The sequence below is a fragment of the Phyllobacterium chamaecytisi genome, from assembly GCF_020164455.1.
Taxonomy (GTDB): domain Bacteria; phylum Pseudomonadota; class Alphaproteobacteria; order Rhizobiales; family Rhizobiaceae; genus Phyllobacterium; species Phyllobacterium chamaecytisi.
Map to the genome: position 1 here is coordinate 87,795 of NZ_JAIQWW010000015.1, position 14,666 is coordinate 102,460.

Consider the following 14,666-nt stretch of genomic DNA (forward strand, 5'->3'; position numbering starts at 1 on the left):
GGCTACCTCGGATTGATTCAAGTATGTTTGGTTGCCCTTTGTGATTACGTCAAATGGCTATGTTACTGTTCATCTCATTGGTCAGCTTAAATGAAATGACGGGAGCAGTTATCGTCCCAATGAGATCGACGTTCTGTGCGATTCTGTGTGTTTGAATAATAGTTCAAACCGAAGTTTTTTGCACTCATCAGGCGTTGGCTGGGTCCAACACACGCGGGGGTATCTAGGTGGGGAATGTTCGCCGGGCATATTTTATGGCGGCCTTGGAACAATATTCACAGGTGATTGTCAGCATATCGATGATTGCCGTTCTGTCTCGTCTATTGGACAGCACGGAGATCGGGCTTGCGGTCATCGGCCTGGGGATAGGAACCATTGCGTTTAATTTCCGAGAGTTCGTGACATCGGAATATCTCATTCAACGTGAAGATGTTTCGCAAGAAGATGTTCGCACCGGCTTTACTCTTATATTCGGCTTTTCAGTTGCGATCGGCTCGTTTCTTATTCTCCTGGCTCACTGGTTCGCGGGTTTTTATTCCGCAGCAGGCCTTAGCGGATTTGTCTGTGTTCTGGCAATTTCCGGTGTGATCGATGCGCCAGTCAGTACCATCGCTGCACTGCTGCGCCGGGATATGGAATTTGGCAACCTCACACGCATCAACGCACTAGGGAGCATTGTCAACGCCTTGGTAACCATCGCGTTTGCATGGTTCGGCTTTGGCTTTATGAGTTTTGCCTGGGGGACACTGGCATCTGCATTGGTCAGAATGGTTCTTGGATTCCATGCCCGACCGATCTTCTGGATGTTTAATCCTCGACTGAAAGGCTGGCGCGAATTCTTCGTTTTCGGTGGCTACAAAGGTGCTTCGACAGTTCTCGACAGAACATATGAGGCGCTGCCCCAGCTTGTGTTGGGGCGCATCATGCCGATGACTGCCGTCGGTCTCTTCAACCGCGCGAATGTTGTATGTGGACTTCCCGACAAGATATTGCTGTCCGCGATCTTTTCGGTCGCGTTTCCGGCTTTTGCAGCCGAAGCCAGAGCGCAACGAAGCGTCAAGGACGCCTATCTGAAAATCATCGGCTATATTACGGCACTCTATTGGCCCGCAGTTCTCGTCGTTGCTATTCTTGCGCATCCGATAGTGCATGTTGCGCTCGGGCAGGCATGGGATGCTGCAGTTCCGCTTGTGCAAATCCTGTCAGTCGCGGCCATCTTCTGGTTTCCTAATATACTGACGTTTCCGGTATTGGTTGCTCTTGGCGCGAACCGGGAAGCATTTCGAGCAAATTTTATCGGACGAGGCATGTCGATAATTGTCATCTGTACCGCAAGCTTCTTTGGATTGTATGCGCTCGTCTTAAGTCAATTCATCGCCCTGCCGTTCCAAATGCTGGTTTCGCTCACCTATGTTCGCCGGCATGCGCCATTCCACTGGCAGGAGTTGTTCGCCATACTCGCCAAAAGTGCGGTGGTAACCCTCGGGGGGATTTTGGGACCGCTCGGTGTTCTTGCCGCGCATGGCTTTGCATTCGATCTGTCCATTCTACAGGCACTTGTTGCTGGCCTATTTTCGGCAATCGGGTGGGTGGCGGCTCTGGTCATAGTCAAGCATCCATTCCTCGAAGAGCTTATCCGAATCGTCGGCCTGTTTGTGCCTCGGCTTCTGCCGAGCAAGCAGGGAGTACCAGCCGAATGACTAACGCGAGATTGCTAAAGGCTTGGGGGGCATGCTGTGAAGTCCGTTGACGTCGTCATACCAAACTACAATTACGGTCGCTATTTGCGGGCATGCGTTGACAGCGTGCTGTCGCAGGATGTCGAGAAACTGCGCGTCCTGATCGTCGACAACGCATCAACCGACGACAGTCCGGAAGTCGCGCGAGAGCTTGCAGCGATGGATCCGCGGGTCGAGTTGCGGCTGCACGAAACAAATCTCGGCCCGCACGCATCGTTCAACGAGGGGATCGATTGGGCGGAATCGGATTATTTCCTGATATTGTGTTCCGATGATTTTTTGGTGCCGGGCGCGCTCAACCGTGCCGTCACCATCCTGGAAGAAAATCCCGATATTGCTTATACCTATGGTCGAGATGTGGACATTCAGGGCGACTCCCCCATTCCCAGCATAGCGGGGCAACAGACACAACCGCCGTATCGGCTGGATAGCAGCCGTTCCTTCATCGAGCGCTTCTGTCGTTTAGGGGTTTTCCAGATACCCGGACCATCGATTATCATCAGGACCAGCGTGCAAAAACGCACCGGTTACTATCGCACGGAACTTCCGCATAGCGACGACTACGACGTGTGGCTACGCTTGGCGCTACACGGCAGTGTAGCTGAGCTCGATTGCGTCCAGGCGGGCATTCGCACGCACGGCACAAATCGTTCCAGCGATTTGTGGGCGCGTCAGATCTTGCATATTTTGCACACTGCCGATGCGGCCGAATGCTTCTTCGCCCACGAGGGTGGCGAAATGCCCGACGCCAAATATCTGCATCGCCTCGCACGCCGAGGCTTGGCGGAGCGCGCCTATTGGTCGGCGATCTCGCATCTTCTTCGCGGAGAAAAGGGTGTGGTCGAGCTGTTGAAGCTAGCTTTCCGCTGGCGCCCGGTAACAGCGTTTCTGCCACCTGTCGGATATCTGCTCCAAAGGCCCGATACACTGCGTCGCCTCCAGCGCCTCGTCGACATGTGGGCGCGTGGAACAAAGCGTTTCAGGATTGGGGAAGCTGGCTCACGTCCCTGATTTCGCCGTGCTTTTCTGCAATTTCAAACAAGGTTGCTTGAATTGAAGCCTCTTGTTCGGCCAGTTGCGTCCTGAAGGCAGCCACGCCTTTTTTCACTTCCAATACAAGACGTGCACGATCGGCCAGCATTTTCTCAACTTGGGATTTCAAGACTTCGACATCGAATGTTTCGACGTAGTGGCAATATTCTTCAAGGCCGGTTGCGTTAAGCAGCGCGTCGTTTTTTGACGAGTAGGCCAGTGAGATCACCGGGCGGCCCATTCGCAGCGCACAGACGACATTGTGGTAGCGCGTCGCAACAACGATATCGGTATGCGCGATTTGCGCCATCACGTCATGCAGGGAGGTCATCTCTTCCGCCACAATATGCTTGCTACCACTATTGGCTTCATTTTGGGGAAACATTTTCATGATGTCGGCAACCGCCCGACGATCAACAATATCTCCCGTCAACAATCTTACGTTCAGTCCGCGCTCCTGCAGCCAGGAAATGAATTCGGCAATTTTGTCCAAATACGTGCGATAAATGGCCTCTCCGTCTTCGTCGGCTTTCTTCCAACCGGAATAAGCCATTACGCCCACCCCAACGTAGACTGCAGTCGGGTTCTCACGACTGGATTCCGCTGCGGCAGGAAGACCAAAAGCGAGATCGGCGCTCAGAGGATCGCGACTAACGTCAAAACCGATGCTCTTCATGAAATCTCGCGATAGTTTATCGCGATAGGAACGGTAGTGTGCCATCCGCGCCCCGGTTTTCAAGAACAGGCGGCTTAGAGGCAGTCTGATTGGTCCGGCGCCGATGCTGACGAAGGCAATGCGCATTCGGTTCAGTCTGGCGGCTAAACACCACCTGAGGATCACGAAGGGCCAGCCAAATGCGGTCTCCTGAAAATCGTCCAGTATCCCTGTTCCTGGGATAATCATCAGATCCAGCCCATTGAGTTGAGCGAGGATGGTATAGAATCCGATCACTTGTCGGGGAATATCACCGAGTATTCGATTGATGCGATTGAACCAGCGGCCTCTCGCGACAATTACGCGGATGCTTATTGCTTCAATATTATATTTTTTCGCAATGGCCTCCGGATTGGAACAAATGCAGAGGAGCTCCGCGTCGACCTTTGACGAACGCAGAAAGTCCAGCATGGCTTCGAGTGAGCCGTCATTACCCGTATTTCCGCTGCCGAATTGACCCAGCAAGGCGATTTTCATCCAAGGCCTCTCAATCGACCTGTTTGATCTGCTACAGGACACGCTTCATTTCAACGACTCGACTCAAGCTGTCGGACGCGCCCGCAGACGCGAGCCGATCCACTTGTTTATCATTTTGATCTTGCTGCGATCTGCTGACAAACGACACATGGCCATTGGAATATCAGCAGCAACCGAACGACTGGGGTTCTCCTCCAAAAGGCTGCATCTATTACCCTTCACGGCGCATTCTGCTCTGTAGGCTTCTGGCTCTATGATGATTTCAATTGGGTTTCGGCGGCAGGCGTCGGGACAGTTTGAGGTCAATGCCCATGAAGTTCGCGTACTTTGTTCGTCCGCACCTCGGCGGCACCTACACCGTGTTCAAGCAATTGCGCAAAGGTTTGGCAATGCACGGGATAGACGTGCATTGGCTCGGGTTCGGCGATCCTCTATTGCCAGAATGGCAATCTGAGGCGGCCTTCGGCACCATGGTGGATGCGAGCGAGGCGGCAGATGAACAGGAACAAGCGAGATTGGTCGCCTCTGCTGTACAGAATGGCGGATTCGATGGCGTATTTGTCAACGTTCTGACTGACCGCATCCAGATGAACATCGCGCGCTATTTGCCTGCCGATGTCATGCGCATCATGATCGTTCACAATATCACTCCGGGAACCTATGCGGCGGCTGTAGCTATCAAGGATCACGTCCACGCTACGATTGGCGTATCAGAGCGCTGTCGCCGCGATCTGATAGAGAAATACAGATTTGATAAGGAACGCACGTTTGTAATCGCCAACGCTATCGATATCGAACCATTCACGGCTCTCAAACGCGTTTCTCGCGGGACACATGGCCTTAAAATGCTATCTCTCGGCCGTATTGAGGACGCGTCCAAGGGTGTATTCTGGCTGCCCGGTATTATGGATAACTCGCCCGCATCGGTGAGCCTGACGATTGCTGGCAATGGACCAGATCTTGAGCAACTGAAAAGAAAGCTGGCCCATCACAAAGACAGAGTAACCTTCCTAGGGGCGATTCAACCGGATCGCATTCCACAACTGCTGTTCGAACATGACGTTCTTGTCATGCCGTCCCGATTCGAGGGTTACCCGATGACCCTTATCGAGGCGATGGCTTCAGGGTGTGTGCCAATTGTTTCGCATATACAAGGTGTGACGGATACTATTGTTGCTGATAAGAAAAGCGGCTTTCTTTTTCCGGTCGGTGACTATGCTGAGGCAGCACGGATAATTTCAAAGCTCAATGCTGATCCAGCCGAACTCGCCAGTGCTTCGTTTGCGGCAAGAGAGGCAGCAGAACATGCATTCACTTTCGAAGGAATGGCCAACCGATATTACCACGTCATTGATCGTGTTGTCGCTACCAGGCCAGCTATAGCCGCTCCGCTTGATCTGAATAACTGGGCTTTCCCGCGGGGGCTTCGTTCCGGCTTGCGCACATACGTGCCACGGCCGGTCAAGAACTGGTTGCGTGTTATGAGAGAGCGGTACCCCTATACGCCTTTTGGCTCTTTCTCCTAACTGAATTGCCGAAGTGAAAATGTGGCCTAAAACCCCCATAGTTTCGCTCAGCGTTTTATCGCCAGCTGTGCTGGCCAAGATGTCGACAAGGTTGGGCAGATGACAGAGTTTATCAACAATTTCGAGGAATCAAGCCGCCTCCGCGCACTTGCCCACCATGTGATTCCCGGGGGGGCACATACCTATGCCAAGGGTGACGATCAATATCCGCAACTGTCGCCAGGCTTCATAGCCAAAGGTTTCGGTAGCCACGTATGGGATGTCGATGACAATGAATACATAGAATACGGAATGGGAAACCGTTCCGTCGGGCTGGGCCACGCATACGCTCCCGTCCTGGAGGCAGCGACACGCCAGTTGCAGCTCGGCTGCAATTTTACCCGCCCCGCCGACATAGAAGTGCAATGCGCAGAAACCTTTCTCGAGACCATCCCTGGTGCGGAGATGGTGAAGTTTTGCAAAGATGGATCGGATGCAACATCCGGCGCGGTCCGGTTGGCAAGAGCGGTAACCGGGCGAGATATGATCGCACGCTGCGGTGATCATCCATTTTTTTCGACAGACGACTGGTTCATCGGTGACACCGAGATGAACGCAGGCATCCCTGATGCGGTGCAGAAGCTCACCGTCAGTTTCAAATACGATGACCTCGATAGCGTACGCGCGCTGTTCAACAGGTTTCCGGGGAAAATCGCGGCGCTAATCCTTGAGCCGTCGCGCGGCGACGACCCGAAGAATAATTTCCTTCATGCAGTGCGTGACCTTTGCCACAGCAACGGAGCCTTGTTTATTCTGGACGAAATGATCACAGGTTTTCGTTGGCACAAAGGTGGAGCCCAGCAGCTCTATCGCATTGAGCCTGATTTGTCCTGTTTCGGCAAAGCACTGGGCAACGGATTTTCCGTCTCTGCGCTTGCTGGCAAACGCGAATACATGAAACTTGGCGGACTTGAACAAACGGGTAGTCCGCGCGTATTCCTGCTTTCCACAACTCATGGCGCAGAAACGCATGCATTGGCAGCAGCCATTGCTACGATGCGCATCTATCAGGATGAGCCTGTCATCGAGCACCTGTACCATCAAGGTGACGCTCTGCGCACAGGCATAGATCAAGTTGTCGCTCGTCACGGTCTTAATGAATATTTCCGGGTCACCGGTCGATCCTGCTGCCTCGCTTATGCGACGCTGGATCAAGCCAAGACGCCGTCTCAAGCATTCAGGACGTTGTTCCTACAGGAAACCATCAAGCGCGGCGTGCTTATGCCGTCGCTGGTAGTCAGCTATACGCACAGCAATGAAGACGTTGCGCGCACGGTCGACGCCGTCGATGGTGCGCTTGGTATCTACAAGCAGGCTCTCGAGAACGGTGTTGACAACTATCTCGTGGGCAAGCCATCGCAAGTCGTATTCCGGCGTTTTAACAGACCGCCGGTCGCCGAACGCGCGCTGGAACTAGCGGGCAATGCCTGACTGGGCCGAAAAAAGATTCTTCTGGCTGTTTCTTGTATCGGCGATGTGTTGCTCGTTCGTCGCCCAGGCACAGCAGCCGGCTTTTCCCCTGCAGATATCCGAAAACCATCGCTATCTCCAGGACGCATCAGGTCGCCCCTTTCTCCTGACAGGCGATACCGCGTGGTCGTTGATCGGAGATTTGTCGCGCGAGGACGCGGACATGTATCTCGCCAATCGTCAGAGTCGAGGTTTTAACACGATATTGGTTTCTTTGATCGAACATCGCTTCAGCAGAAATGCTCCGAATAATTATTACAAACATGCTCCGTTTGCTTCCGGCGGAAACTTCACAAGGCCCAACGAGGCTTATTTTGCTGATGCGGACTGGATTCTGGAGCGCGCTCGAGAACGGGGATTTCTGGTTCTTTTGACACCAGCGTACCTTGGAACTAATGGCGGTGACGAGGGCTGGTATCAGGAAATGCACGATGCGGGGCCGGAGGCACTCAGATCATATGGACGCTATCTTGGTCAGCGTTACCAGCGTTTCAAAAACATCATCTGGGTGCAAGGCGGCGATTGGGACCCGCCCACAAAAACCTTGGTGGATGCGCTTGCACAGGGAATCAAGGAGACTGACCCTGAAGCCCTCCAAACGGTGCATGCGGGGCGGGACACCGACGTTCTTCACAGTTGGGAGGAACAATGGCTCGACATCGATACGGTTTACACCTATGGCGATGTCCGAACTGCCACTCTAAAACGGTATCTCTCGGGACAAGCGCGCCCGTTTTTTTTCATCGAGGGTATGTATGAAGGAGAGCACAACACGACCGAGCAAACCATTCGGGAGATCGCGTATGGCGCAATTCTTTCGGGAGCCGCCGGCCAGGTGTTTGGCAATAATCCGGTCTGGCATTTTGCGGGTCCGGCTCTTTTCCCACGGCCGTTAACCTGGCAGAAGGCGCTTTCCAGTCGCGGCGCTCAAAGCATGAGTCATCTCAAGACCGTCTTCGACGCCATTGCCTGGTGGACGCTCGAACCAGAGCAGGCGAAACTTCTCGTCGCGCCGGATCCACCGCTTCCCGGGTATGCTATTGGCAGTCGCTCGGCGAAGGGTAACCTTGCAGTGATCTACCTGTCCGACCGGAGCAGTGTCATCCTCGACAAAGCAGCGCTAGCGCCAACAACGCAACATGCTCGCTGGTTTGATCCTTCATCCGGGCAATTCAGTGAAGCGATCGCGAAAAGTGACTCCAAGGAAAACACCATCACATTCGAGTCCCCACAGGCACAAAATTCGGCAGGTTTTTCGGACTGGCTCCTTCTGCTGAGCAATACCGACTGAGTGCGTCAGCGTTCAGACGATTGCATCGGACAAAAGGCGTAGCACATTTGCCGAAAGTGTAGTTCGTATCGATGATGATCCTCCGAACTCCTCTCTCGCCGTTCTGCCCGCCCGCAAGTACCGTTTACCAGAAAAACATCTATGCGTAGAAGGACGATACACAATGAAAGTACTTGTGACAGGGCATCGCGGTTATATTGGAACGGTCATGGCGCCTTTCCTGATGAAAGCCGGCCATGAGGTTCACGGCTACGACGCCGAGCTTTATCGCAGTTGTTCCTACGCCCCGGGGGGGGCCATCGCCGACATTCCCGCGGTCTGCAAGGATGTACGTGACGTGACGGTAAGCGACCTCAAAGGCTTCGACGCGATTATTCATCTCGCGGCATTGTCGAATGATCCGCTCAGCAATCTCAATCCGGATATCACCTATGAAATCAACCATCGCGGCAGCGTGAAGTTTGCTGAAACGGCAAAGAAGGCTGGCGTTTCCCGGTTTCTCTTTGCTTCGTCCTGCAGCAACTACGGCAAGTCGGGCGAGGGCATGATAGACGAGACCGGACAGCTCAATCCCGTTACGGCCTATGGCTCGTCCAAAGTGCTTGCCGAGAAGGACATTGCAAAGCTCGCCGACGACAACTTTACACCTGTCTATTTGAGGCCTGCGACCGCATATGGCCTGTCTCCGATGCTGCGATTTGATATTGTCCTGAATAATCTCGTCGCCTGGGCGGTCACTGAAGGTGTCATCCTGCTGAAATCCGATGGGTCGCCCTGGCGTCCGATCGTCCATATCGAAGATATTTCGCGCGCTTTCCTCGCTGCTATGGAAGCTCCAAAAGACAAGGTTCACAACGAAGCATTTAACGTCGGTCAGTCGGCGCATAATTACCGCATTCGGGAAATTGCAGAGATCGTGGCGCAGGTCGTGCCTGGTTGCCGGCTTGAATTTGCAGATGATGCGGGTCCCGACACGCGTTCCTACCGTGTAAGTTTCGAAAAAATCGCTCGGGTTCTGCCAGCATTCAAACCGGTCTGGGACGCAAAGGCCGGTGCAGAACAGCTGCATGCAGCTTACATGAGTGCCGGATTGACCCTTCAGGAATTCGAGGGCCCCCGCTATCAACGCATCAGCAACATCCGGAAGTCGCTGGATGAGGGCACGTTGAACCAGAGCCTACGCCGTATTCCATCGTCATCTCGGCATCCGGCCTTGGCCGATGCCGTCATATGACCATCCGTGTCTGCCATGAACAGCTTTATGGTATCGTTTGATACGATCAGGGCGACGGGCGACGTCGAGGTTGATGTGGGGATCCGCATTTACGCGCTCGCCGCCCGGCTTTTTCCGATCTGCCGGAGCATAACCGGGGATGGCGTGCGTGAAACACTGCAGGTCCTCGGCCAGCACATCGACCTGACACAATACGAGATCCCGACTGGAACGCAGGTGCTTGATTGGACGGTGCCCCAGGAATGGAATATCCGCGACGCCTATATCAAGGCCCCATCTGGTAGGAAGGTTCTCGACTTCGCTGACAATAATCTGCACGTACTGGGATACAGCGCGGCCGTGCGACGGACGATGCCCCTCAGCGAATTGAAAACTCACATCCATACCTTGCCCGAACAGCCGGACCTTATTCCCTACAGAACGTCTTACTACAGCGAGCAATGGGGCGTGTGCATGGCGCACAACGAGCTCCTTCAACTGGAGGAGGGCGAATACGAAGTTCTGATTGATTCCGAGAAGCGTGACGGACATTTGACCTATGGCGAATATGTCCATAAGGGTCAGTCAGATAGAGATGTGCTGCTTTCCGCCCATATCTGTCATCCATCACTGGCCAATGATAATTGTTCCGGCCTGGCACTGTTGGCTTGTCTGGCCAAAGCGTTACGTACACGCAAAACACGCTACAATTATCGCTTCCTTTTCGCACCCGGAACGATCGGTGCGCTTACATGGCTTGCCGGCAATGAAGACAAGATCTCACGTATCGACCATGGACTGATCGTTTCTTGTGTCGGCGATGGCGGCGGACCCAACTACAAGCGGAGCCGCCGCGGCAATACCCTCATTGATCAGGCAATGCAGTACGTACTGAACGCGGACGGCAGACAGGGTAAGATTAGCGATTTCAGCCCTTACGGCTATGATGAACGCCAATATTGTTCGCCGGGATTCAATCTTCCGGTTGGACTGTTCCAACGGAGTGCCTTTGGAACATTTCCTGAATATCACACATCTGCTGACAATCTGGATTTCATCTCGCCGGAGCATCTGGGCTCGTCCTATCGGATGATCATGGATGCGATCGATATATTGGAGATGAACTGGACGCCGATTAATCTTTTCCCGAAAGGCGAGCCTCAGCTCGGCAGGCGTGGTCTTTATTCCGCACTAGGCGGCGATAAGTCTGCCGGAGAAACCGCCATGGGGTACCTTTGGGTGCTCAATCTGGCAGATGGCAATCACACGCTGCTCGATATCGCACAGAAATCCAACATGTCCTTCCGCGATATTGCCCGCGCCGCGCAACTGCTGCTCGCAAACGGCCTGCTTGCCGAGGCACCGGAACAAGATCAGGCGGGTGAGGCATCCAGCAGCGGCCAAGCCTGATCTTTGTCAGACAGGACGGTTGGCTTCGCTGGCCAGTCGATTGCAAATGCCGGATCGTTCCACCTTACGCCCGTCGAGGCCTGCGGATTATAAAACTCCGATATGAGATAGGAGACAGTCGCGTCGTCGCGCAGCGTCTGGAAACCGTGCGCAAATCCCTTCGGGATATAGAGCTGGCGGCAATTGCTGTCGGAAAGTTCGTAGGCAGTCCAGCGCCGGTACTGAGGCGAGTGAGGGCGAAGATCGATGATCACGTCCAGTATTGCGCCCCTTATGCAGGAAACCACCTTCAACTCGGCGTGCGGTGCCGTCTGAAAGTGCATACCTCGCAAAGTATGTTTGGTTACCGAATGCGACATGCTGTGCTGAACAAATGTTGTTTCGAGTCCATGTTCTCTGAACTCGTCTACGCAAAACGTTCGGGCGAACGATCCGCGTGCATCCGAGATCGGAACCGTCTCGACTAGCCACGCACCGCTAAGTTCTGTCTCGGTAAATCTCATTCTGTCTGCCTCATTTCAACCATTTCTGAACCACCAATTTTGTCAAACTCCGCGTACACGCGAAAGTCACAATAAGAGGTAGGCCAGCCATCGCCGATGTTCCTGCCACGTGGATTGAACGCTTGCGGAGCATCAAGGGTCACACTCCGTTTGACGGACACCATATGGAGACGTTCCACCGTTCGGATGAGCCCACTGATCGCATTGTCATATCGCCCGCGCGTGTTGAAGGCCGTAACTTCATAGCCTGAGGATGCCGCTTGTCCCGAGAATCTCATGCGGACAGGGGAACACACGTGGTGATCAGGAGCCAAGGTATGAATATTCAAACCAGTACTCTCTTATTGGCGAACCGCCCAAGCGACAAAAAACATTCCTGTCGCCTGTGCGGCACCGGTTTGAAGTACACTTTCATTGATCTCGGAATGTCGCCTCCCTGTGAGAGCTTTGTTCCGCGCGAACTGATCGATTCTATGGAAGCATACTATCCGCTCCACGCTTATGTTTGCGAAGAGTGCCTGCTGGTGCAATTAAGCGAATATGTCAGCCCACAGGCCATTTTTGAAGAGTACGCGTATTTCTCTTCCTATTCCACCAGCTGGGTCGCGCATGCGAAGAAATACTGCCATCAGATGGCAGAGCAACTCCAGCTTGGTCGCGATAGCCTTGTCGTCGAGCTCGCCAGCAACGACGGTTACCTGCTTCAGCACTTCCTTCCGTTGAACATTCCCGTGCTCGGCGTCGAGCCGGCGGCCAATGTTGCCAAGGTCGCTATTGAGAAGGGTATTCCGACTCGTGTGGAGTTTTTCGGTGAAAAATATGCTCAGACGCTAGTGAATGAAGGACTGCGTGCAGACCTCATCGCCGGCAATAACGTCTTGGCGCAGGTTCCGGACCTCAACGATTTCGTCGCCGGCATGAAAATCCTGTTGAAGCCCGAAGGTGTTATCACCCTGGAGTTTCCTCATATCGAGAAACTGATCGCCGAAAACCAGTTCGACACGATCTATCACGAGCACTTTTCGTATTTCTCACTTCTCACAATTGAACTCATGGCCGAACGGCACGAGTTGAAAGTCATCGATGTAGAAGAACTCGGTACGCATGGTGGCTCGTTGCGCGTTCACCTCGCGCATGCGGCTAGTGAGCGTCCGACTCAGCCAAGTGTGGCCCGAGTTGTGAAAAATGAGATCGATGCAGGCCTCGACAGGATCGAGATATACACCTCGTTCGTAGAGAATGCCCGCCAGGTAAAGCGTGAGCTTCTATCGTTCCTGATTGAAGCAAAAAAGGCCGGCAAGACCATCTGTGGATATGGCGCACCCGGTAAAGGCAATACGCTGCTCAACTATTGCGGTATCGGAACCGATTTCCTCGATTTCACCGTAGACCGGAATCCCTACAAGCACGGCCGCTATACACCAGGCATGCATATTCCGATCGAACCCGTTGAAGCCATCGACCTGGTGAAACCAGACTACATCCTGATCCTGCCCTGGAATCTCAAGGACGAGATCGTTGCACAGATGCGGCACGTCCAGGAATGGGGCGCAAAATTTGTTGTTCCTATTCCAGGTGTCGCCGTAATCGACCCGAAGGAGCTCAAGCCATGAAAGTTGTTCTGTTCTGTGGTGGTATGGGCACCCGCATTCGCGAATATTCGGAAAACGTTCCAAAACCCATGATCCCGCTTGGCTCTCAGCCGATCCTGCGGCACGTCATGCAGTACTATGCCGACTACGGACATGATGATTTCATCCTTTGCCTTGGCTACAAAGCCAACGTAGTCAAGGACTTTTTCCTCAATTGCCGCCCGCAGACGTTCTCGGACTGTGTGGTCACGGGTGATGGCAACGTAGAGGTGTTGGGAGAGTCGCAAAAAGATTGGCGTATTTCTCTGATCGACACGGGTATCTGGCGCAACATCGGCGAGCGCCTCTGGGCGGTGCGCAATCAAGTCAGAAACGAAAAGATATTTCTCGCCAACTATAGTGACGGCCTGAGCAATGTCGATCTGGACGACATGATAGAAAAGTTTGAAGCCAGCGGAAAAATCGCATGCTTCCTCGCCGTTCGCCCACCGCTTACCTATCATCTGGCGGACATAGCCGAAGACGGACGTGTGCGCGAGTTCCGCTCCTCTGACCGTTCCGACATCTGGATAAATGGTGGTTACTTCCTTTTCCGTGGCGAGATATTCGATTACATGCGGGAATCCGAGGAACTCGTACTCGAACCCTTCAGCCGGCTCATCGCAGATGACATGCTGATGGCCTACAAGCACGAAGGTTTCTGGCGTTCAATGGATACGCTGCGCGATTGGCAGGCTCTCCAGGAAATGGTTGAGCGCGGTGAAATGCCTTGGACAGCTCATGGCGCACTGAAAGACGGCTCCAACATCCGTTTGGTCAAGGCGTTATGAAGCAATTGCCTTTGGCGAGACGCGGAGAGCGTCTTTCTGTCCTTTGCCTGGGAGCGCATTCGGACGATATCGAAATAGGTGCAGGGGGGACGATCCTGCGTCTTATTGCCGATGGTGTTCTGCTTGACGTCCACTGGTGTGTGCTAAGCGCACCCGGGATCCGTGCGGGTGAAGCAAATGCTTCAGCTGTTGCTTTTCTTGAAGGCGCTGCCAAGAGCAATATCGAACTTGCCGAGTTTGAAGACAGTTATTTCCCCAGCCAGTCCCGTGAGATCAAACAATGGCTCAATGCTGTACGCGAACGCGTCTCGCCCGACGTGATTTTCACGCATACGCGCGACGACTCGCACCAAGATCACAGGGAAGTGAACCGTCTGACAACCAATGTGTTCCGCAATCATTTTGTGCTCGAATATGAAATTCCAAAATGGGACGGGGATCTCATGCAGCACAACACATATATGCCCTTGCCGTCCAAAATCATGGACCGGAAAACCGAACTTCTTCTGGAGCACTTCGGGACGCAGCGCTCGAAAGACTGGTTCGATGAATTGACTTTCAAAGGCTTGGCCCGCCTACGGGGCATGGAATGCCGTGCTGAAGAGCGTTTCGCCGAAGCCTTCACAAATCGCAAATTGGCATTGACTATAGGATAACCCTTGGTCGCTCCACCTGCGTTAAAAATGCAGCCCGTTCTTCCATCCACGACGACATCTCAGAATCTAACGAATCACGTGTTTAAAGCGATGCGAATCACTGCGTTCGCGTCGTCCAGCGCCCTGCTCGACACTAATCTCAAGTATAAGCCTTTCTTTATATGTTTAGTTCG

General features: G+C 53.5%; 12 protein-coding genes. 10 read left to right on the forward strand and 2 right to left on the reverse strand.

The features are described from left to right. The first annotated feature begins 254 nt into the window (after positions 1–254). Both LB462_RS21130 and LB462_RS21135 read left to right on the forward strand, forming a co-directional pair. Positions 255–1,700, forward strand: coding sequence for an oligosaccharide flippase family protein (locus LB462_RS21130; protein ID WP_224512086.1), 1,446 nt, complete (start codon positions 255–257; stop codon positions 1,698–1,700). A 36-nt stretch (positions 1,701–1,736) separates the two neighbouring features. Further along, positions 1,737–2,750 carry a glycosyltransferase family 2 protein gene (locus tag LB462_RS21135; RefSeq protein WP_224512088.1) on the forward strand — a complete coding sequence of 338 codons (1,014 nt, stop codon included), beginning with the start codon at positions 1,737–1,739 and terminating at the stop codon, positions 2,748–2,750. Here the strand turns inward: LB462_RS21135 and LB462_RS21140 are convergent. After that, positions 2,719–3,963, reverse strand: a complete 1,245-nt coding sequence (locus LB462_RS21140; RefSeq protein WP_224512089.1) for a polysaccharide pyruvyl transferase family protein — start codon at positions 3,961–3,963, stop codon at positions 2,719–2,721. The two genes, LB462_RS21135 and LB462_RS21140, sit on opposite strands and share 32 nt — an antisense overlap. Before the next feature lie 266 nt (positions 3,964–4,229). Here LB462_RS21140 and LB462_RS21145 point away from each other — a divergent pair, with 266 nt between their 5' ends. The 5 genes from LB462_RS21145 (at position 4,230) to LB462_RS21165 (ending at position 10,912) form a co-directional block, all read left to right on the forward strand. Continuing rightward, positions 4,230–5,489: a glycosyltransferase family 4 protein gene (locus LB462_RS21145; protein WP_224512091.1), complete on the forward strand. Its 1,260-nt coding sequence runs from the start codon at positions 4,230–4,232 to the stop codon at positions 5,487–5,489. 99 nt (positions 5,490–5,588) lie between these two features. Further along, positions 5,589–6,959: a glutamate-1-semialdehyde 2,1-aminomutase gene (locus LB462_RS21150; protein ID WP_224512093.1), complete on the forward strand. Its 1,371-nt coding sequence runs from the start codon at positions 5,589–5,591 to the stop codon at positions 6,957–6,959. Further along, on the forward strand, positions 6,952–8,289 hold the full coding sequence (locus LB462_RS21155; protein ID WP_224512095.1) for a glycoside hydrolase family 140 protein: 1,338 nt from the start codon (positions 6,952–6,954) through the stop codon (positions 8,287–8,289). Before LB462_RS21150 ends, LB462_RS21155 begins: the two co-directional genes overlap by 8 nt. Before the next feature lie 163 nt (positions 8,290–8,452). Then, complete coding sequence (locus LB462_RS21160) at positions 8,453–9,523, forward strand: NAD-dependent epimerase/dehydratase family protein (RefSeq protein ID WP_224512097.1); 1,071 nt, start codon at positions 8,453–8,455, stop codon at positions 9,521–9,523. A gap of 27 nt (positions 9,524–9,550) precedes the next feature. Continuing rightward, complete coding sequence (locus tag LB462_RS21165) at positions 9,551–10,912, forward strand: DUF4910 domain-containing protein (RefSeq protein WP_224512099.1); 1,362 nt, start codon at positions 9,551–9,553, stop codon at positions 10,910–10,912. Here the strand turns inward: LB462_RS21165 and rfbC are convergent. Continuing rightward, complete coding sequence (rfbC, locus tag LB462_RS21170) at positions 10,876–11,415, reverse strand: dTDP-4-dehydrorhamnose 3,5-epimerase (protein ID WP_224512101.1); 540 nt, start codon at positions 11,413–11,415, stop codon at positions 10,876–10,878. The genes LB462_RS21165 and rfbC overlap by 37 nt on opposite strands. A gap of 317 nt (positions 11,416–11,732) precedes the next feature. On the opposite strand from rfbC, the gene LB462_RS21175 reads away from it, so the two are divergent. The 3 genes from LB462_RS21175 to LB462_RS21185 are packed head-to-tail and all read left to right on the forward strand — an operon-like array spanning position 11,733 to position 14,493. Continuing rightward, complete coding sequence (locus tag LB462_RS21175) at positions 11,733–13,028, forward strand: class I SAM-dependent methyltransferase (RefSeq protein ID WP_224512103.1); 1,296 nt, start codon at positions 11,733–11,735, stop codon at positions 13,026–13,028. Beyond that, positions 13,025–13,837 carry a sugar phosphate nucleotidyltransferase gene (locus LB462_RS21180; protein ID WP_112526197.1) on the forward strand — a complete coding sequence of 271 codons (813 nt, stop codon included), beginning with the start codon at positions 13,025–13,027 and terminating at the stop codon, positions 13,835–13,837. Before LB462_RS21175 ends, LB462_RS21180 begins: the two co-directional genes overlap by 4 nt. Next, the gene (locus LB462_RS21185) at positions 13,834–14,493 is read left to right on the forward strand and encodes a PIG-L deacetylase family protein (protein ID WP_224512105.1); all 660 of its coding nucleotides are present in this window, start codon (positions 13,834–13,836) and stop codon (positions 14,491–14,493) included. Before LB462_RS21180 ends, LB462_RS21185 begins: the two co-directional genes overlap by 4 nt. The last annotated feature ends 173 nt before the right edge of the window (positions 14,494–14,666 follow it).